Origin of the sequence: Streptomyces sp. NPDC048106 (genome assembly GCF_040706415.1) — a bacterium.
Classification (GTDB): domain Bacteria; phylum Actinomycetota; class Actinomycetes; order Streptomycetales; family Streptomycetaceae; genus Streptomyces.
In genome coordinates, this window is sequence record NZ_JBEZND010000072.1 from 1 (window position 1) to 20,222 (window position 20,222).

A 20,222-nucleotide genomic window follows, 5' to 3' on the forward strand; every position below is an offset into this window, starting at 1 on the left:
GCACCTGCTGGCCACCTGGACCGGCACTTGCCCCACCTGCCGACAACCCACCCCATGGCAGCCCTACGACACGACCTAACAAAGCACTACTAGGGGGTGTCCGGCGGTCGGAGTGACGCTCAGTGCACTGGAGTGCCGGAAGCGGTGCACCGCCGGACAACACGGGAGGGCGCGAAGACCTAGCGTCCTTGACCGGCGGCCACGTGGGCCCGGAACGGTCTCCGCCCACCTGGCCGCCGCCAGGCGATCAGTATCCCGTACCGGACCGGGTCCGACAGCCCGTCCGAACCCCCCGTTTGGAGTCTGCCGAAGTGACTACTATGCCGGTCGGCGGGTTGGTCCCGCGTGCCACCGAGGATGCCGCGGACGTGGTCGTCCGCAACGCGAAGATCTACACCGGTGACCAGAGCCGCCCGCACGCCGGAGCGCTCGCCATTCGCGACGGCCGCGTGCTGACCGTGGGCGACGACGCGGACGTCGCTCCCTTCGTCGGCCCCGCCACCACCGTGATCGACGCGGTCGGCCGGCGCGTCGTGCCCGGCCTCAACGACGCGCATCTGCACGTGATCAGAGGAGGCCTCAACTACGTCCTGGAACTGCGCTGGGACGGGGTCACCTCGCTGCGCCAGGCACTGGCCATGCTGCGTGAGCAGGCGGCCCGCACCCCCAAGGGGCAGTGGGTGCGGGTGGTGGGAGGCTGGTCGGCCGAGCAGTTCGCCGAGCGACGGCTGCCCACCCCGGCGGAGCTGAACGCGGCCGCCCCGGACACCCCGGTGTTCGTCCTGCACCTGTACCAGTCGGCGATCCTGAACCGGGCGGCGCTGAAGGCCGTCGGCTACACCCGGGACACCCCCGACCCCAAGGGCGGTCAGATCGTCCGGGGCCGTAACGGCGAACCCAACGGCATGCTGCTCGCCGCCCCCAGCGCGCTGATCCTCTACTCCACGCTCGCCAAGGCGCCGACGCTGGAGGGGGAGGACATGAAGACCTCCACCCTGCACTTCCTGCGCGAGCTGAACCGCTTCGGGCTGACCTCCGCGATCGACGCCGCCGGAGGCTTCCAGAACTTCCCGGACAACTACCGCACGGTGACCGAGCTGGCCGGCGAGGGGCGGCTGTCGCTGCGGATCGCCTACCACCTGTTCCCGCAGACCGCGGGCCAGGAACTCGACGACCTCGCGCGCTGGATCGAGATGGTCCGCCCCGAGGACGGCGACGAGTGGCTGCGGCTCAACGGCGCCGGGGAGAACCTCACGTGGGCCGCCGCCGACTTCGAGAACTTCGCCGAACCCCGCCCCGAACTGGCCGGCTACGAGCCCGAGTTCGAGAAGGCGGTGCGCCTGCTGCTGGAGCACGGCTGGGGCTTCCGGCTGCACGCGACCTACGACGAGACCATCCGGCGCGACCTGGCGGTCTTCGAGAAGCTCGCCGCCGAGGGACTGTTCCCGGCCGGCAACCGGTGGCTCTTCGACCACGCGGAGACCGTGTCCCGGGACAGCCTGGACCGCATCGCGGCCCTCGGCGGTGCGATGTCCGTGCAGAACCGGATGTCCTTCCAGGGCGAGGCGTTCACCCGGCGCTACGGCCTCGGCGCGGCCGCGGAGGCCCCGCCGGTGCGGGCCATGCTGGAGCGCGGGCTGACCGTCGGCGCCGGTACCGACGCCACCCGGGTCTCCAGCTACAACCCCTGGGTGGCCCTGCACTGGCTGATATCCGGCCGGACCCTGGGCGGCCATGTCCTGCGGCCGCCGCAGAACCGGGTCGACCGGGAGACCGCGCTCGCGATGTACACCCGCGCCGGTGCCGCGCTGACCGGCGAGGAGGACGTCAAGGGCATCCTGCGGGCCGGCTACTACGGTGACCTGGCCGTGCTGTCCGACGACTACTTCACCGTGCCGGAGCAGGACATCGTGCACATCGAGTCGGTGCTGACCGTGGTCGGCGGCCGGATCGTGCACGCCGAAGCCGAGTACGAGGGGATGGCGGAGGAGATCCCGGCCGTCAGCCCCGGGTGGAGCCCGGTCGCCCACTTCGGCGGCTACCAGGCCGCCGGAGCACCGCACAGCACCGGCGCCCGGCAGGCCGAGCTGCTCGGCCAGGCCGTCGCCGAGTCGGAACACCACCGGCAGTGGCGCGTCCGGCGCGGGCTGGCCCCGGAGGGCGGCACGGAGCTGTTCGACCCGTGCTTCCTGTGACCGCCGGCCGGCCGGGAGCCGCCTGACCCTCTCCAGGGTCCGGCGGCACCGCGCCGGTCACTGCGCCGGGATCGCCCGCACCGGGTGCTTGCTGAGGATGGAGACGCGGTTGAAGGCGTTGATGGTGATCGCCACCCAGACCACCGCGGAGATCTCCTCGTCGGTCAGCACCCGGCGGGCGTCGTCGTAGGCGTCCTCCTGCGCGGCGGCGTCCGCCGGGCTGGTGGTCGCCTCCGCCAGGGCCAGCGCCGCCCGCTCCCGGGGGCTGAACAGCTCGGTGTCCCGCCACGCCGGGAGCACGCCGAGGCGCTGGGTGGTCTCCCCGGCGCGCAGCGCGGCCCGGGTGTGCAGGCTGAGACAGTAGGCGCAGCCGTTGATCTGGGAGACCCGCAGGTTGACCAGTTCCACCAGCCGGCGGTCCAGGCCGGCGTCGGCCGCGACCGCCCGCACCTCCTCGGCGGTCCGGGTCAGGGCCTGGTACGCCCGCGGACTCTGCTTGTCGACGTACACCCGTCGGCCCGCCAGAGCCTGCGCCTGGGTCGGATCGTTCACCTGCACTCCTTCGGCGGGCCGCTCCCGGGCGGCGTGTGGACAGGCGCACCCTCGGGGAGTGGCGCCCGTGATCACCCGCATGATAGTTGAATAAGCAACGAAAGCGGGAGGTGCTTCATCATGAGCAACGTCGAGGCTCATTCCATCGAACTGTCGCACGGTCCGACCTCGGACGGGGAAGCGGGCCCGGCGGTGGAGGTCCTCTCCGCACGGGACGTCCCCCTGGGCGGCCCGCGCGCGATGACGGTGCGGCGCACCCTGCCGCAGCGCGCCCGGACCCTGATCGGCGCCTGGTGCTTCGCCGACCACTACGGGCCCGACAACGTCGCCGAGACCGGCGGGATGGACGTCGCCCCGCACCCCCACATCGGACTCCAGACGGTGAGCTGGCTGTTCAGCGGCGAGATCGAACACCGCGACAGCCTGGGCATCCACGCATTCGTCCGTCCCGGCGAGCTCAACCTCATGACGGGCGGGCACGGCATCGCCCACACGGAGGTCTCGACCCCCGAGACCACGGTGCTGCACGGGGTGCAGCTGTGGGTGGCGCTGCCCGGCGAGCACCGGGGCGCCGCGCGCGCCTTCCACCACCACGTCCCGCGCCCGGTCCCGCTGGACGGTGGCGAGGCACGGGTCTTCCTCGGCTCGCTGGCCGGCGACACCTCGCCCGTGCCCACCTTCACCCCGCTGCTCGGCGCCGAGATCACCCTCCAGCCGCGCGCGACCGTCACGCTCGCCGTCGACGAGGGCTTCGAGCACGGTCTGCTGGTCGACCTCGGCGAGGTCCGGCTGGCCGGCACGCCGCTGCGCCGGGCCGACCTCGGCTACCTCGCCCCCGGCCACGCGACCCTGGAGATCACCAACACCACCGACCGAGCGGCCCGGATGATCCTGCTCGGCGGCCCGCCCTTCGACGAGCAGATCGTCATGTGGTGGAACTTCGTCGGCCGCAGCCACGAAGAGATCGTCCAGGCGCGGGAGGAATGGCAGCACGCCTCCGACCGTTTCGGCGAGGTGAGGGGCTACGACGGGGACCGGCTGCCCGCCCCGGCCCTGCCCAACGCCGCCATCCGCCCGCGCCGCAATCCCGCACCCCCCTCTCCCGAAAGGCATGCCATGGCCACGCCCGTCAGCCCCGTCGTCGAACGAGCCGAGGACAAGCACCGCTACGAGATCCACGTGGACGGTGTACTCGCCGGCTTCACCGAGTACCTGGACCGCGACGAGCAGCGCGTTTTCTACCACACCGAGATCGACGACGCCTTCGCCGGCCAGGGCCTCGCGTCCCGCCTGGTCAAGGAGGCCCTGACCGACGTGCGCGCCGCGGGCAAGCGCGTCGTGCCGGTCTGCCCGTACGTGGCGGGCTTCCTGGAGCGGCACGACGAGTTCGCCGACATCGCCGACCCGGTCACCCCGGACGTCAGGCACTGGCTCCGCGGGGAACTGGGCTGACCGACCCCCGCGTCGACAACTCCGCCCACCCCGCCACCGCGCCCCCCGCGAACCGATCGTTCGCGGGGGGCGCGGTCGTCGTGCGCGCTCGATCACGCCGTCCGGGCGGGCTTGCCTAGCGTGGTGAGTGGCCCGGTCACCCGCATCGGTCGGGTCATCACCCATACACCGGACGGGAGTTGGTGCACGATGCGCGCGAAGAAGAGGATCCGCCCCCTTGCCGATGTCTGGGAGTGGCAGATGGAGGCCGCCTGCCGGGGCCTGGACGGTGCCGTCTTCTACTCCCCGGCAGGCGAGCGGGGCATCGAGCGGGCCCGCCGCGAGGAGCGGGCCCGCAGCGTGTGCCAGGCCTGCCCGGTGCGGGAGAAGTGCGCGCTGTTCGCGCTGGCCCTGGGGGAGCCGTACGGCGTCTGGGGCGGGCTGACCGAGGCCGAGCGCAGGCACATCGCCCGGCAGGGACAGGCCGGCCGGGCGCCGAGCCGAGGACGGTAGCCGGTCTTCACCGGCCCGGCGCCCGGCACGACGAAGCTCCCGTGGCGGACGGACGACTCGGAAAAGTCGCCGTCGGCCACGGGAGCTTCGTCGTGCGCCACGGACAGGCCCGCGGTCGGTCAGCGCACGGCGCGGACCGCCTCTTCGATCAGGTCCGCGACCCGGCCCGGGTGGGCGAGCATCACCAGGTGCGAGGAGTCGACCTCGATGGTGGTCATGCCGGCCCGCTCGTAGCCGTAACGCTCCACGTCGGGGTTGATGGTGTGGTCGGAAGCGGCGACCAGGCCCCACGAGGGCTTGGTCTTCCAGGCCGCCGCCGGGGCCTTCTCGCCGAAGGCCTGCGCGGCCAGCGGGCGCTGGGAGACGGCGAGGACGGCGGCGAGAGAGGGGTCCACGTCGGCGGCGAAGACCGCGTGGAACCTGTCGGGCCGCACCGAGACGTCCGTGCCGGGCGCGGGGGAACCCTCCAGCGGGAAGGGGGTGTAGACCAGCGCGCCGGCCAGGTCCGAGTCGGGGAAGCCGCCCTGCAGCTCGCCCAGGCTCTCGCCCTCCTCCAGGGCGTAACCGGCCAGGTAGACCAGCGCCTTGACGTTGTCCTCCACACCGGCGACCGTGATCACGGCGCCTCCGTAGGAGTGGCCGACCAGGACCACGGGCCCGGGGATCTGCCGGACGACCGAGGCGATGTAGGCCGAGTCGCCGAGCAGACTGCGGTTGGGCACCGCCGGGGCCACCACATTCAGGCCGCGGCCCAGCAGTTCGGGGATGACGCGGGCGAAACTCGACGCGTCGGCGAACGCGCCGTGGACCAGGACGACGGTCGGGTTGTCGGTAGGCGACAAGGGGGAAGTTCCTTTCGGGGACGGACCGCGGGTCAGGCGGTGTGCAGTGCGGTGCGCAGGGTGTGCACGGCCTGGGCGATGGCCGCCTCGGCGGCGTGCGTGCCGCGCAGCGCGTTGAGCATCACGAAGTCGTGGATGATGCCCTGGTAGCGGACGGCGGTCACCGCCACTCCGGCCTGGCGGAGCTTGTTGGCGTACGCCTCGCCCTCGTCGCGCAGGACGTCGGCCTCGCCGGTGATGACGAGCGCCGGCGGCAGGCCGGTGAGCTGCTCGATGCCGGCCCGCAGCGGGGAGGCGGTGGCCTCGGCCCGCTGGGCGGGGTCGGTGGTGTACTGGTCCCAGAACCACTGCATGCCGTCGCGGCGCAGGAAGTACCCGGTGGCGAACTGGTGGTAGGAGGGCGTGTCGAACGAGGCGTCGGTCACCGGGTAGAACAGCACCTGCTGGACCAGCGGGAGGCCGCCCCGCTCCTTGGCCATGAGCGTCAGGGCCGCGGTCATGTTGCCGCCGACGGAGTCGCCGGCGGCGGCGATGCGGGTGGCGTCCAGGCCCTTGCTCGCACCGTCGGTGACGATCCAGCGGGCCACGGTCCAGTTCTGCTCGATGGCGACCGGGTAGCGGTGCTCCGGCGACAGGTCGTACTCGGGGAACACCACCGCGGCCCCGGCACCCACCGCCAGCTCCCGGACCAGGCGGTCGTGGGTGTGCGCGTTGCCGAACACCCAACCCGCGCCGTGGATGTAGACGATGACGGGCAGGACGCCGGTGGCACCGGCGGGCTTGACGATGCGGGCACGGACGGAACCGGTGGGTCCGCCCTGGACGGTGATCCACTCCTCGTCCACCGCGGGCTTGGCGACCTCACCGGACTGCACCTCGTCGACCGCCTTGCGCCCCTCGGCGGGCGCCAGCTCGAACAGGTACGGGTGGTCGGCGGTGGCCGCGGCGAAGTCCGCGGCGGCCTGCTCCAGCACGGGTGCGGACCGGGTGGTGGGGTCTTCGGACATGTTTGTCTGTCTCCTGCGTCAGCGGGTCGGGCAGCCGGACCGGCGCTCGGGGAGCCGGCCGGTCGGAGAGCCGAGGGCTCGTGCCCCGACGCTATGGGCGGTTCGGCCCGGTGCATTGCCCGTCGGCGTACCGCGTCTGGTCTGTCCGTGCCCACCCGCCCCGGCGGCGGCACGTATGTTTCCGGCCACCGGCGCACGGCACTCGCGGACAAGAAGGGGTGCGCCACGGGGACACCGGCGGCGGAGCGCCCGTCCTAGCGTGTCGGTACCTGTGACCAGCAGGTACTTTTGACGAAAGAGCGGACATCATGTCGTACATCACCGTGGGCCAGGAGAACTCCACCCCGATCGACCTCTACTACGAGGACCACGGAAGCGGGCAGCCGGTCGTCCTCATCCACGGGTTCCCGCTCGACGGCCAGTCCTGGGAGCGGCAGAGCGCCGTGCTGCTCGACGCGGGCTACCGCGTGATCACCTACGACCGCCGCGGCTTCGGGCAGTCCAGCCGGCCGACGACCGGCTACGACTACGACACCTTCGCGGCCGACCTGAACACCGTGCTGGAGACCCTCGACCTGCGGGACGCCGTCCTGGTCGGCTTCTCGATGGGTACCGGCGAGGTCGCCCGGTACGTGTCCACCTACGGCTCCGCCCGGGTCGCCAAGGTCGCCTTCCTGGCCTCGCTGGAGCCCTACCTGCTCCAGACCGACGACAACCCGGACGGGGTCGCCCCCAAGGAGTTCTTCGACGGCGTCGTCGCGGCCGTGAAGGCGGACCGCTACGCGTACTACAGCGACTTCTTCAAGGACTTCTACAACCTCGACGAGAACCTCGGCACCAGGATCAGCGAGGACGCGGTCCGCAACAGCTGGAACGTCGCGGCGGGCGGCGGCTTCTTCGCCGCCGCCGCCGCGCCGTCGACCTGGTACACCGACTTCCGGGCCGACATCCCGGCCATCGACGTGCCGGCCCTGATCCTGCACGGTACGGGCGACCGCATCCTGCCCGCCGAGGGCACCGCGCGGCCCTTCCACCAGGCGCTCCCGTCCGCGGAGTACGTGGAGATCGAGGGCGCCCCGCACGGCCTGCTGTGGACGCACGCCGAGGAGGTCAACGCGGCACTCCTCGCCTTCCTGGCGAAGTGACCCCGGCAGGGCGGTGCACTCTCGGGCAAGTTCCCGTGCGCTGAGGGACGCGTCGGCGCCGCCGTGTCGGCCAGGATCGACACGGCGGCGCGCGCGCACCGCACGGGCGAGCCGGGACGGGGGGCGGGGGACGGGGACGACCTTGGTGTGACGAAGCGTCGTGTGCGTGACGGGCGCCGGCGGTTCACCGAGGGCCGAGGTCGGCCAGGCGTTCCCGGGCCGTGGCGATGTGCTGGGGGTTGGCCGCCGTGCCGAGGGCGAGGCACCGGGCGTAGGCGCTGCGGGCCTCGTCCCGGTGACCGGCGGCCAGCAGGGCGTTGCCGAGGTGCACCAGGGCGCGGCTCTCCAGACCGGAATGTCCGTTGGCGTGACTGAGGTCCACGGCGGTGCGCAGGTGGGCGGCGGCCTCGGACCAGTTCCCCAGGTAGGCGTTGGCCCGGCCGATGGACGTCTCGATGTTCACGCGGTTGAAGTCGGCGCTGTGCGGTTCGATGTCGTCGCCGGCCTGTTCGAGGAAGGCGAGCGTGCGCAGGTGTTCCGTGATGGAGTCCCGGTACCGGCCCGCCTCCAGAAGGGTGCTGGCGTGGCTGCTCATGGCGTGCAGGGTGCCGTGCAGGTCGCCTGCCGCCTCGAAGAGCCTGGCCGCCTCCCGGTTGTGACGCACCGCCGCGGCATGTTCGCCGAGCAGACTGAGGGCCCAGGCGGTGTAGCTGTGCGCCCAGCCCTGCTGGAGGAGGTCTTCGGCACGCTGGGCGGCCCGCAGGGCCTCGGCGGCGCGGGCGAGGCTGTCGTGGTGGCGGCTTTCGCAGACGAGCAGGGCCCACGCGTAGTTGTTGAGGTGGGTCGCTTCGAGGAGGGGGTCGCCGAGCGCCTGGGCGGAGTCCGCGGCGATGCCGCAGACCTCGGGCCAGTGTCCCCAGAAGATCCACTGGTCGGAGAACCAGTGCAGGGCTTCGGCGACCTCGACGACGGTTGTGTGGTCGCCCGCGGTGGCGGCCGCGCGCAGGGCGGCGAGCCAGTTGGTGCCCTCGGCCTGGAGCCAGTGGCGGGCGTGTTCGGCGCTGGACAGGTCGACGGTGCCCTGCCAGGTGGCCGGTGGGGCGCCGTGGTCGGGTTCGTACCAGCGGCCGGCCACGACGGCGGTCTCCAGCAGCCAGCGGCGCAGCGCGGAGCGGGCCGCCTCCATGTCCTCGCCGGGTTCCTCGGTGCGCAGCCGGTCGCGGGCGTACAGGCGCAGCAGGTCGTGGAGGCGGTAGCGGTCCTGGTGGGTGTTCAGCAGGCCGGTTTCGACGAGTTCCTCAAGGGTGTCCTCGGTGTCGAAGAGGGGTTGTCCGGTGAGCTGGGCGGCGCCGGCTGCGCTGGTGTCCGGGCCGTCGACCAGGGCGAGGAGGCGGAACAGGCGGGCGGCGTCGGGGGTGAGCTGGCGGTAGGAGAGGTCGAAGGCGGCCGAGACGTGCAGGTCGCCGGCGGTGAGGGTGGCCAGGCGGCGTTCCTCCTGGGCGAGGCGGTCGGCGAGGCGCCGTACGGTCCAGCCGGTGCGGGTGGCGAGCCAGTTGCCCGCCACGCGCAGGGCGAGCGGCAGATGTCCGCAGCGGTGGGCGACCTCGGCCAGCGCGCCCGGGTCGGCGTCCGCGCGTTCCTTGCCGACCAGGGCGGTCAGGAAGGCGGCGGCGTCGGTGCGGGACAGTTCGCCGAGGGGAAGGCGGTGGACGCTCTCCAGGCCGGTGAGCATCCGCCGGCTGGTGATCAGGACCATCGCGGAACCCGCGCCGGGGAGCAGTGGGCGGACCTGGGCCTCGTCGCGGGCGTTGTCCAGCACGAGAAGACAGCGCCGCTCGGCCAGCATCCGCCGGTACAGCTCCGGATGGCCCTTCGGGCCGGCCTTGGCCAGATCCCGGTCGGCCACCCCCAACGCCTTCAGGACGTGGAGCATCAGCTCGCCGGGGTCCGGCGGGTCGTCGTCCATGCCCCGCAGGTCGAGCATCAGCTGCCCGTCGGGGAAGTGTCCGGCCAGCGCGTGGGTGGCGTGCAGGGCCAGGGTGGTCTTGCCGGTGCCGGGAGGTCCGGACACCGCCACCACCACCGGTATCCCGGCGGTCTCCTGGGCGGCCAGCGACATCAGCCGCGCCAGCTCCGGCTCCCGGCCCACGAAGTCGTCGATGCCACGGGGGAAGGCATGCAGCCCCGCCGGACGGTGGACCGGGTTGCGGCCGCTCCGGGCGACGGCCAGCAGCCGCTCCCGGTCCGCATCGTCCAGCCCCAGTCCGTCCGCGAGCGCCGCCACCGTCCTGCGCTGGGGGGTCGCCCGTCGTCCGCGCTCCAGGTCCCCGATCCCGCGGACGCTGACCCCGGACGCCTCCGCCAACGCCTCGATCGTCAACGACGCGGCCAACCGGAACTGCCGTAGCAGCGTCCCGAATCCCGCACCACCCGCGTCGGCCACCCGTGCCTCCACCTTGTTCCCTCAGCCGGCCTGTATCTCAACCACTCCGCCACGCCCAGGCCCGAGCCCCTGCCGGGTGGCCTGCGCACGCGCTCAGCAGTGAGCATCGGGCGATGGCCTGAATCGTATAGCGAGTGGATGAATCGCTCACACAGGACGGATACATGCGGTATGTGTGGATATATGAACTGATCAGCGAATTATCGATGGGTAGACGGTTACGGCTTGGGGTGCCGCCGTCGGCCGGACAGCAGCGCGATCGCCACCACCGACAGCAGGATCAGGATCGTCGCGTAACCGTCGGCGGTCCGGTGCAGGCCGAATCGGGTGGCGATCACCCCGGCCGCGATCGCCGGGAGGCTGAAGGCCAGGTAGCCGACGACGTAGAGGGTCGACAGCACCCCGGCCCGTTCCTCGGCCTCGGCCAGCGGAACCACCGTACGGAACGAGCCCAGCAGCGCGGCACCCCAGCCGAAGCCGGCGACCGCGGTGCCGAGGAGGTAGGCGGCCGGGACACCGGCCGAGACGCCGATCAGGGTCAGCGTCATGCCGACGGCGAGCGCCAGTGATCCGGCCGTCAGCGCCTGCCGCGGTTCCCGGGGCTGGAGGGCGAGCGAACCGACGGCGCCCATGCCGGTGAGCAGTCCGATCACCACACCGGCGATGACGTGGTCGTGGACGTGCAGGACGTCGGCGGTCAGCGCGGGACCGAGGGACAGCGAGAACCCGCCGAGCGCCCAGAGCGCCACCAGGCTGGGCGCGATGGCCACGAAGTGCGGCCGGGCCCGGTGGGGCACCGACACCCGCGGCCGCAGGGAGGCGAGCGCGCCCGATCGGCGCGCCGCGGTCTCGGGCATCAGGGCGACGCCGACGACGGACACCGCGAACACCGCGCCCAGCAGCACGAAGACCAGGGTCGTCGGGGCGGGGGCGTACTGGACCAGCAGCCCCGACCCCAGCGCTCCGGAAGCGAGGCCCAGGAGCGAGGAGACGCTGTTCACCAGCGCTCCCAGGTGGGGGCGGTGGCTGGGCTGGAGGTCGACCAGGCCGGCGCTGATGGCGCCGGTCGCGGCGCCGGTGGCCAGGCCCTGGAGGGTGCGGGCGAGCAGCAGCGAGCCGACGCCGCCGGCGGTGACGAAGATCGCCATGGCGCCCGTCTCCAGAAGCAGCGAGACGGCGAGCACGGGGCGGCGGCCGACGTGGTCGGAGAGCGCGCCGACCACCGTCAGGGCGAGCAGCAGGCCGATGGCGTAGAGGGAGAACACCACGGTGGTGGTGGCCGCCGAGAAACCCCAGTGGGCCTGGTAGACGGGGTACAGCGGGGAGGGGGCGCTCGCGGCGGCCAGCAGGAGCAGCTGGATGGCCCCGAGCAGCCAGAAGGCGGCGGCATGGGGCAGGAAGGGGCGGCCGCGAGCGGGAGCGGGGTGGAGGCGGTTCATCTTTGATGGGGTCTCAGGTCTCGAGGTGGTGCGGCGGGACGGCTGCGTTCCGCCGCACCACGGACGGCAGGGGCGTCAGCCCTCCCAGCCGGTGAGGAAGTCGAGGAGTTCTGCGTTGACGACCTCGGGCTGTTCTTCCTGGCAGAGGTGGCCGCACTGGGGGATCGGTATGCCGCGGACGTCGCGGGCCAGGCCCTTCCAGACGTCGAGGACGTCGTAGGCCTGTCCGACGATGTTGAAGTCCTCGCCCCACATGGTGAGTACGGGGCAGTCGATGAGCTGGTCGGCGTCCTCGCGGTCCTGGGCGACGTCCTCGGGGGCCGCCCGGTAGTCCATGCAGGATCCCCGCACCGCGCCCGGCTGTTGGTAGGCGCGGACGTAGACGGCGATCTCCTCGGGGGTGAGCATCTCGGGGTCGTAGGACCAGCTGCGGTAGAAGTAGGTGAGCCAGGTCTCCTCGCGGCCGGCGATCAGGGCCTCGGGGAGGTCGGGCACGCCGAGGAAGGTGAAGAACCAGTAGCCCTGCCGGGCGAGGTTCACGTCGTAGGTGTCGGCGATGATCCGGGTGGGGATGTTGTCCATCGCGACGAAGCGGTCGATCCGGTCGCGGTGGTCCTTGGCGAACCGGGTGCCGACGCGGGCGCCGCGGTCGTGGCCGATCAGGGCGATGCGTTCGTGACCGAGGTGGTCCATCAGCGCGACCACGTCGTTGGCCATGGTGCGCTTGTCGTAGCCGGCGGCGGGTTTGTCCGTGTCGCCGTAGCCGCGCAGGTCCGGGGCGATCACGGTGTATCGCTCGGCGAGGGCGGGTATCTGCTTGCGCCAGCCGTACCAGGTCTCGGGGAAGCCGTGCAGCAGGTAGACCGGCGGTCCCTCGCCGGCGCTGACCCAGTGCTGCTTGATCCCGTTGAGTACGGCGGTGTGGTGGGTGATGCCCGTCGGCTCTGTCATCGGTGCCCGGCCTTCGAGTCGATGGACGTGCCACCGGAGGTGAACCGGGCGGCGAGGAGGTTGGGGTCCGCGTTGGTGAAGTAGGCGCCGCTCGCGATGTACGCCGTGGAGCCCCGCACGGCCAGGGAGGTCGGGTTCTCCAGCCCGTCGGCGGAGGTCAGCGCGATGGTGTGGGTACCGTCCGGCCTGACCAGGGCGACCTCGTTGTCCGCGTTGATCGCGGCCAGCAGGGTGTCACCGGCGCCGGTGAAGGCGAAGTCGTCGATGTTCACGAGGTCGGTCGCCCGCGTCTCGACGGCACCGGCGGTGCCCTGACGGGTGATCGGGATGCGCAGCACCGTGCCCTTGTCCAGGTTCGTCACCCAGGCCGCACCGTTGTGGATCTTGATGCCGTTGGCGCCCAGGAACCCGGTGGACGCCAGCTCGGGCGCGACGGCCCACTTGGTGGGCGTGCCCCCGGTGGTGGGCACCCGCCAGACCGTGCCGAGCACCGAGTCGGCCACGTACAGCAGGCCGCTGCCGCTGTCGAGGGCCAGGCCGTTGGGCAGTCCGTCGGCCGGGAGCGCGGCGATGCGCTCGGGCGTCCCGCCGGGACGCAGGCGCCACAGGCCGGTCAGCTCACTGGTGCCCGTGGCGTACAGGAAGTAGAGGGTGCCGTCCTCGGTCCGGACGATGCCGCCGAGGAAGGGCGACGTCAGGGCGGGGGTGACGGCGCCGGCCGGCGGCGCCGGCAGGGTCGCGAGCACGTGCACCCGGCCGTCGGGGGTGATGCGGGCGAGCTGACGGCTGTAGGCGAAGGTGACATCGGCGCTGCCGTCGGGTTCCAGGGTGATGTTCTCCGGGCGCTGCCCGTCGTCCATGTTCAGATGCGACACGAAGCGCACGTCGGGTCGCGGGGCCGTGGAGGCGGACGCCGGGCCCGCGGCGGTCGCGGCCAGTGCCGCCGCCACGGCAGCGGCAAGGAGGCCGGCCCATTTGCCCTGCACGGTTGCAGTCATTGCTTCTTCCAGTCTCTTGATGGTGTTTCGTACCGCTGCGGGACCCCGCGTTCGGCTGTGGTCCCGCGCGTTCAGCCGGTGAACCGCTGACGCAGTTCGCCGATGCCGGTGATGGAGCTGACCAGTTCGTCGCCGGGGGCGAGCCAGCGCTGCGGCGAGCGGCCGAGGCCGACGCCGGCCGGAGTGCCGGTGAAGATGACGTCACCCGGCAGCAGGGGGAGCACCTGGGACAGCCTGGCGACGAGGGCCGGTACGGAGAAGATGAGGTGCCGGGTGCGGTCGTGCTGCACCTCCTCGCCGTTGACGGCGCAGGTCAGCTCAAGGTCGTCGGGGTCGTCGAACTCGTCCGGGGTCACCAGCCAGGGCCCCGTCGGGGTGAAGCCCGGATAGGACTTGCCGAGGCTGAACTGGGGGGCCGGACCGGCCATCTGGATGACGCGCTCGGAGATGTCCTGACCCACCGTCAGACCGGCGATGTGACTCCAGGCCCCGGCCTCGGACACCCGGTGCGCCTCGTGGCCGACGACCGCCACCAGCTCCACCTCCCAGTCGGTGTGGCCGCCCTCGGGCAGCGCCACCTCGGTCACCGGGCCGGTGATGCTGGTCGCGTACTTGGTGAAGACCGGTGGCATGCCCTCCGGGGTGGTGAAGCCCGCCTCCGAGGCGTGTTCGCGGTAGTTCAGGCCGATGGCGAGCAGCTGACGGGGCGCCGGTGACGGCGCGCCGAGGTCCCTCGGATCGAAGGGGACCCCGCCGCCGAGATCGGCCCCCGCGGCCCAGGCGCGGAACTCCGCCCAGCGGGCGTAGACGGCAGACGGGTCCGAGGAGAAGAGGCCGCCGCTGGCTCGCTGGACGTCGACCGCCCGGTCGGCGCTGATCACGACCAGCCGGCCGGCGAGATTGGCGATGCGCACGATGTGCTCCAGGTGCGAGAGGTAAGAGAGGTGGGGGACGTGGGGGGCGTGGGGGAGGTGGGGAGGAGCGGGCGGCTGTCGGTCCGCTGCCGGATACCGCCGCGCCGCTCAGCGGACGGGCCGGGTGGCGCGTTCGAGGGCGAGCAGCGCGGAGTGGTAGGGGCGGCCGGTGACGTGCTCCATGCCGATCTCACAGGTGCGGTTGGCCGACAGATGGGCGTCGAACGCGCTCGCGGTGACCTCCGCGGCCTCATGGGCCGTCGCCGCTTCGGTCAGTTCCTTGTGCAGCAGGCCCCGGTCGCCGGCGAAACCGCAGCACTCGGCGTAGACGGGCTCGCGGACGTCCCGCGCGACGAACCGCGCGACGGCGCGGAGCTGCTCGACATCGCCCAGGTGCCGCATCGAACAGGTCGGATGGATCACCGCGCTGTCGAGCCGGTGGGTCACCTCCAGCCGCGGCAGGAGCTCGTCGGCGGCCCAGACGATCGAGTCGACGACGGTCAGCGCCCGGTGCTTGCGGAGGTTCTCCGGCGTCAGGAAGGCCTCCACCTCGTGCCCGATGCCGAGGGTGCAGGAGGACGCGTCGACGACGAGCGGCAGACGTCCGCCGTCGGTCCACTCCCAGGCCCGTTCCACGACGCGGTTGGCCATGAGCGTGTTGCCGCTGTCGTATCCCTTGGAGTGCCAGATGGTCGCGCAGCAGGAGCCGGACACGTCCGGCGGAATCCAGACCGGGCGGCCGGCCCGGCGGGAGACCTCGACGACCGCCTCGGGCAGCGAGGGGCCGTCGAGGCCCTCCGGTCCCGCGAAGATCCGGTTGACGCAGGCGACGTAGTAGACGGCGGCGGCGGTCTCCCGGTCCGTGCGGGGCAGCCGGGGACTCGCGGGCGCCGGTACGGCGGGCAGCCATTCGGGCACCAGGTCCGGTGAGACCACCTTCCGTGCCGCCGAGGTGACGCCTTCCAGGAACCGGTCGCCGAGGCGGTCCGCGACACCGAGGGCGGTGCGCACCGACGACTCGATGAGGGAGAACCGGTCCGCGACCCGGGCCGCGTTCCGCTCCTCCCGCGGCGAATGCCGCTGGTGCCGGAACCGCTTCATCATGTCGCCGGTGTCGATGCCGACCGGGCAGGCCGTCTTGCAGGACGAGTCGCCGGCACAGGTGTCGACCGCGTCGTATCCGTAGGACTCCAGCAGGCTGTCCATGACGGCCGAACCGATGGGCTGGCGCATCATCTCGCGCCGCAGCACGATCCGCTGACGTGGTGTGGTGGTGAGGTCGCGGCTCGGGCAGACCGGTTCGCAGAAGCCGCACTCGATGCAGGGATCGGCGACGGCCTCGATGGTGGGAATGGTCTTGAGGCCCTGGAGATGGGCCTCGGGGTCGCGGTTGAGCACCACCCCGGGGGCCAGTACTCCTCCGGGGTCGAGGGTCTGCTTGATCCGCCACATCAGCTCGGTCGCGCGGGCGCCCCATTCCAGTTCGAGGAACGGGGTCATGTTCCGGCCGGTGGCGTGCTCCGCCTTCAGCGAGCCGTCGAAACGGTGCGTCACCATGGCGCAGAACTCGTCCATGAAGGCCGCGTAGCGCCGCACCTCCTCGGGGCGGGCGGCGTCGAAGGCGAGCAGGAAGTGCAGGTTCCCGTGTGCCGCGTGGCCGGCCACCGCGGCGTCGAAGCCGTGCCGCCGCTGGAGTTCCGCCAGCGCCTGGGAGGCCTCCGCGAGCTGGGAGGGCGGTACCGCGAAGTCCTCGGTGATCAGCGTCGACCCGGCCGGCCGCGCCTTGCCGACCGCGGTCATGAAGGCCTCACGGGCGTGCCAGTACGTTCTGATCGTGGCCGCGTCCTCGACGAAGCGGTTGGTGGCGGACGCCACCGGGGCCACCAGCGTCAGCCGCGCCAGCACCTCGGCGGCGGCTCGCCGGTTCGCCTGGTGCGCGGCCTCGTCGGGGGCGCGGAACTCCACCAGCAGGGCGGCGGTCTCCCGGGGCAGCTCGGCCCAGTCCGCGGGGACCCCGTCGACGCTCGCGCAGGCGCGCAGGGTGTTGCCGTCCATCAGCTCGACCGCGCGCGCTCCGGCCTCGTTGAACAGCGGCACCGCCGCCGCGGCGGCCGGGAGGTCGGGGAAGAACAGCAGTGCCGTGTGGGTGAGCCGGTCCAGGGAGACGGTCCGGAACACCGTCTCGGCGATGAAGCCCAGGGTGCCCTGCGAGCCGACCATCAGGCCGCGCAGGATCTCCACCGGGGTGGAGCCGTCCAGAAAGGCGTCGAGCCGGTAGCCGTTGGTGTTCTTCAGCTCGTACTTCGCCCGGATCCGGGCGACCAGCGCGCTGTCGCCCTCGATCTCGGCCTTCAGCTTCAACAGCCCGTCGTACAGCTCGGGTTCGGCCTCGCGGAGCGCGTCGTCGGCGCCGTCGGCCGCGGTGTCCACGACCGTGCCCGACGGAAGGACCAGGGTGAGGGAGGAGAGCAGGCGGTAGGAGTTGCGGGTGACTCCGGCGGTCATGCCCGAGGCGTTGTTGGCGACCACTCCGCCGACCGTGCACGCGCTGGAGCTCGCCGGATCGGGGCCCATCAGCCGGCCGTGCCGGGAGAGCACGATGTTGGCGCGTCCCACGGTGGTACCGGGTCCGATCCGCGCCTCGGCACCGTCGCCGAGCACCTCGCAGCCGGTCCAGTGGCGGCGCACGTCGACCAGGATGTCCTTGCCCTGGGCCTGTCCGTTCAGCGAGGTCCCGGCCGCCCGGAAGACGATCTCGCGCCGGTGCTCATGGGCGTACCGCAGCACCGCGGCCACGTCCTCGACGGTCTCGGCGAGCACGACCACCTGGGGCACGAAGCGGTAGGGGCTGGCGTCGGAGGCGTACCGCACCAGGTCGGAGATGGTGTGCAGCACCTTGCCGGAGCCCAGCAGCCGGACCAGGTCCGCCCGCAGGTCCTCCGGCGTCCCGGTCGCCCGGCCGGGGGCCACTCGGTCGGCGGCCGGCCCCTCGGTGGTGAGGGGGCGCAGCTTTCCCGGTTCCGGATCGAGGAATGCCATAGGAATCTCCGTTGCATCGCTGAACGCGCGGCCGACGGCGCGCGCCACGCCGCCTTCTGCGCTGATTCACTCGACAAGCTAGGTTTTGTGCCGGTGTGCCAGTTGCTCTCGGGCGCACCGCCTGTTGCCCGAGGGCGCCGACGGCGCCACGCGGCACGGCGCGCTCCGGGGGGCTCCCCGCGCGCCCGGCGCCGGGCGGCCGGCACCTCAGAGCCCGGGAATGTTGCGCAGGTTGGTCTGGGCGAGATGGAGCATGCGGCCGACCCCGCCGGTGAGGACGGTGCGGCTCGCCGACAGGGCGAAGCCGGTGACCTGGTGGGGAGTGATCTTGGGCGGGATCGCGAGGGCGTCGGCGTCGGTGACGACGTCGACCAGCGCGGGGCCGTCATGGGCGAACGCCTCGCGCAGCGCGTCGCGCACCTGCGACGGTTCCTCCACCCGGACGCCGTGGGCGCCGGCGGCCCGGGCGATGGCCGCGTAGTCCGTGTGCGGATACGAGGTGCCGTGGGGCGGCAGGCCGTCGACCATCATCTCCAGGTCGACCATGCCGAGGGAGGAGTTGTTGAAGACGACGACCTTCACCGGCAGTCCGTACTGCACGAGCGTGAGGAAGTCGCCCAGCAGCATGGAGAGTCCGCCGTCGCCGGACAGGGACACCACCTGCCGGCCGCGGTCGAGGAACTGCGCGCCGATGGCCTGGGGCAGCGCGTTGGCCATGGAACCGTGCACGAAGGAACCGAGGATGCGGCGGCGCCCGTTGGGAGTGAGGTAACGGGCGGCCCATACACAGCACATGCCGGTGTCCACGGTGAACACCGCGTCCTGCGCGGCCACTTCGTCGAGGACCGAGGCCACGTACTCGGGGTGGATGGGGGTGTGCTTGTCGACGTCGTGGGTGTACGCGCCGACGGCGCCTTCGAGGGCGCGGACGTGGTGGCGCAGCATCCGGTCGAGGAAGCGGCGGGAGGTCTTCGGGCGCACCGCGGGGGTCAGCGCGCTCAGCGTCTGGCGCACGTCTCCCCAGACGGCGAGGTCCAACTGCGTGCGCCTGCCGAGCCGTTCGGGCTGGATGTCGATCTGCACGGTGCGCACGTCGCGGGGCAGGAAGTCCGTGTACGGGAAGTCGGTGCCGAGGAGCAGCAGCAGGTCGCACTCGTGCATCGCCTCGTACGCGGCGCCGTACCCGAGCAGTCCGGACATGCCGACGTCGTACGGGTTGTCGTACTGGATGTGCTCCTTGCCGCGGAGCGCGTGGCCGACCGGGGCCTTCACCTTCTCGGCGAAGGCCATCACCTCGGCGTGGGCGCCCTCGACCCCGCGGCCGCAGAAGACCGTCACCTTCTCGGCGGCGTCGACGAGCTGGATCAGCCGGCTCAGTTCCTGGTCGCCGGGGCGGACGGTGGGGCGGTCCAGGGGCGTGGTGAGTTCGGCGCCGCCCTCCGGGGCGTCCTCGGCGGCGATGTCACCGGGGAGGGACACCACCGACACACCTCGCCGGCCGACCGCGTGCTGGATCGCCGTCTGCGTCACCCGGGGCATCTGCCGGGGCGAGGAGACGAGTTCCGAGTAGTGGCTGCACTCCTGGAACAGCCGGTCCGGATGCGTCTCCTGGAAGTAGCCGGTGCCGATCTCGGCGCTGGGTATCTGCGCGGCCAGGGCGAGGACGGGCGCCATCGAGCGGTGGGCGTCGAACAGGCCGTTGATCAGGTGCAGGTTGCCGGGTCCGCACGAGCCCGCGCAGGCGGCCAGCCGGCCGGTGAGCTGCGCCTCGGCGCCGGCGGCGAAGGCCGCGACCTCCTCGTGGCGGACCTGGACCCACTCCATCCCGTGGTGCCGTCTGACCGCGTCGACGACGGGGTTGAGGCTGTCACCGACCACGCCGTACATCCGTTGCACACCGGCGCGGGCGAGGAGGTCGACGTACTGCTCGGCAACTGTCTGTTTTCTGGCCATGGTGATCCTCGGTGGAAGGACGGGCGGGGTCGTCGGGCCGCGTCAGCGCAGGGAGGGGACGGGGTCCGGGCTGTCGTTCGCCGGCGGCACCTGTCCCCTACGGCCGTCGCGCAGGGCGGGGAGTTCCGCCGCGGGCGACCAGTGGCATCGAAACTAGCCGTGATGCCGGGTGATGTGCGGCCGTGGCGGGCGACGGTGCGCCCTCGGGACACGACCGGCGCGCTCTCAGCGCAGGCCGGGGGCCCGCCCACGGTGATGGCAGGAGCGGTCGGCGTCCGCGTCCGGTGCTCTGACGGGCAACGCCCGGGACGTTCCCCGGCAAGCCCCGTACATCCGGGGTTTTAGGGTCATTCGCGCGGGACTGCCGCCTCCCTCAGAACCTGCTGAACGGACACGACATGACTCAGCCGTTTTACAGAGCCGCCGAAACCTCGGTCACCGACGAGGTGGTGGTGCACGTCGTCGTCGCGGGCGAACCGCATGTGTCGCTGCCCGCCGAACTCCGCTACGACCGGTCGGATCCCTACGCCGTGTGCCTCTCCATCGGGACGACATCCACCGGAACCGTCGACTGGGTGTTCGCGCGCAGCCTCCTGGCGGAGGGACTGAGCCGGCCCGTCGGCGTCGGGGACATCCTGGTGTCGCCCCGGCACGGCGGTCCCCGGGACGCGGTGCGCATCGTCGTCCGTACCTCGGCGGGAGCGGCCGTGCTGTACCTCGCGGCTTCGGCGGTGACCGCGTTCCTGAAGCGGGCCCGCACACTCGTGCCGCCGGGCGCGGAGGGACTCTTCCTCGACCTG

General features: G+C 72.2%; 15 protein-coding genes and 1 pseudogene. 6 read left to right on the top strand and 10 right to left on the bottom strand.

The genetic code is table 11. The annotated features are described in order from the left end of the window. The first annotated feature begins 320 nt into the window (after positions 1-320). Positions 321-2,195 (top strand): amidohydrolase, encoded by a 1,875-nt coding sequence (locus AB0927_RS39340; protein WP_366672678.1) that lies wholly within the window; start codon positions 321-323, stop codon positions 2,193-2,195. A 57-nt stretch (positions 2,196-2,252) separates the two neighbouring features. Here AB0927_RS39340 and AB0927_RS39345 read toward each other — a convergent pair whose 3' ends face one another. Beyond that, positions 2,253-2,747, bottom strand: coding sequence for a carboxymuconolactone decarboxylase family protein (locus tag AB0927_RS39345; RefSeq protein WP_366672663.1), 495 nt, complete (start codon positions 2,745-2,747; stop codon positions 2,253-2,255). A 120-nt stretch (positions 2,748-2,867) separates the two neighbouring features. Between AB0927_RS39345 and AB0927_RS39350 the strand changes: the two are divergent. From AB0927_RS39350 to AB0927_RS39360, 3 genes and pseudogenes are all read left to right on the top strand, one after another. After that, positions 2,868-3,833, top strand: a pseudogene (locus AB0927_RS39350) (pirin family protein); the annotation flags it as partial. A 30-nt stretch (positions 3,834-3,863) separates the two neighbouring features. Then, positions 3,864-4,199, top strand: coding sequence for a GNAT family N-acetyltransferase (locus AB0927_RS39355; RefSeq protein WP_366672679.1), 336 nt, complete (start codon positions 3,864-3,866; stop codon positions 4,197-4,199). Positions 4,200-4,388: 189 nt separating this feature from the next. Further along, a complete protein-coding gene (locus AB0927_RS39360; protein WP_366672664.1) occupies positions 4,389-4,691 on the top strand; it encodes a WhiB family transcriptional regulator in 303 nt (100 codons plus the stop codon). A gap of 119 nt (positions 4,692-4,810) precedes the next feature. Here AB0927_RS39360 and AB0927_RS39365 read toward each other — a convergent pair whose 3' ends face one another. Continuing rightward, a complete protein-coding gene (locus AB0927_RS39365; protein WP_366672665.1) occupies positions 4,811-5,533 on the bottom strand; it encodes an alpha/beta hydrolase in 723 nt (240 codons plus the stop codon). Positions 5,534-5,565: 32 nt separating this feature from the next. Then, positions 5,566-6,540, bottom strand: coding sequence for an alpha/beta hydrolase (locus AB0927_RS39370; protein WP_366672666.1), 975 nt, complete (start codon positions 6,538-6,540; stop codon positions 5,566-5,568). 308 nt (positions 6,541-6,848) lie between these two features. On the opposite strand from AB0927_RS39370, the gene AB0927_RS39375 reads away from it, so the two are divergent. Further along, the gene (locus tag AB0927_RS39375) at positions 6,849-7,685 is read left to right on the top strand and encodes an alpha/beta hydrolase (protein ID WP_366672667.1); all 837 of its coding nucleotides are present in this window, start codon (positions 6,849-6,851) and stop codon (positions 7,683-7,685) included. Between the two features lie 184 nt (positions 7,686-7,869). Here AB0927_RS39375 and AB0927_RS39380 read toward each other — a convergent pair whose 3' ends face one another. The 7 genes from AB0927_RS39380 to AB0927_RS39410 form a co-directional block, all read right to left on the bottom strand. Then, the gene (locus AB0927_RS39380) at positions 7,870-10,140 is read right to left on the bottom strand and encodes a helix-turn-helix domain-containing protein (protein WP_366672668.1); all 2,271 of its coding nucleotides are present in this window, start codon (positions 10,138-10,140) and stop codon (positions 7,870-7,872) included. A gap of 206 nt (positions 10,141-10,346) precedes the next feature. Continuing rightward, entirely contained in the window at positions 10,347-11,567 is a 1,221-nt protein-coding gene (locus tag AB0927_RS39385) for an MFS transporter (RefSeq protein ID WP_366672669.1), read from the bottom strand. Between the two features lie 75 nt (positions 11,568-11,642). After that, positions 11,643-12,518 carry an alpha/beta hydrolase gene (locus tag AB0927_RS39390; protein ID WP_366672670.1) on the bottom strand — a complete coding sequence of 292 codons (876 nt, stop codon included), beginning with the start codon at positions 12,516-12,518 and terminating at the stop codon, positions 11,643-11,645. Next, positions 12,515-13,516, bottom strand: a complete 1,002-nt coding sequence (locus AB0927_RS39395; RefSeq protein WP_366672671.1) for a hypothetical protein — start codon at positions 13,514-13,516, stop codon at positions 12,515-12,517. Before AB0927_RS39395 ends, AB0927_RS39390 begins: the two co-directional genes overlap by 4 nt. A 71-nt stretch (positions 13,517-13,587) precedes the next feature. Next, positions 13,588-14,430 carry a fumarylacetoacetate hydrolase family protein gene (locus tag AB0927_RS39400; RefSeq protein ID WP_366672672.1) on the bottom strand — a complete coding sequence of 281 codons (843 nt, stop codon included), beginning with the start codon at positions 14,428-14,430 and terminating at the stop codon, positions 13,588-13,590. Positions 14,431-14,538: 108 nt separating this feature from the next. Continuing rightward, a complete protein-coding gene (locus AB0927_RS39405) occupies positions 14,539-17,469 on the bottom strand; it encodes an FAD-binding and (Fe-S)-binding domain-containing protein (RefSeq protein WP_366672674.1) in 2,931 nt (976 codons plus the stop codon). 207 nt (positions 17,470-17,676) lie between these two features. Beyond that, positions 17,677-19,422: a pyruvate dehydrogenase gene (locus AB0927_RS39410; RefSeq protein ID WP_366672676.1), complete on the bottom strand. Its 1,746-nt coding sequence runs from the start codon at positions 19,420-19,422 to the stop codon at positions 17,677-17,679. Positions 19,423-19,820: 398 nt separating this feature from the next. On the opposite strand from AB0927_RS39410, the gene AB0927_RS39415 reads away from it, so the two are divergent. Beyond that, positions 19,821-20,222: SsgA family sporulation/cell division regulator (locus AB0927_RS39415; RefSeq protein WP_366672677.1), on the top strand; the 402-nt coding region annotated here is incomplete at its 3' end.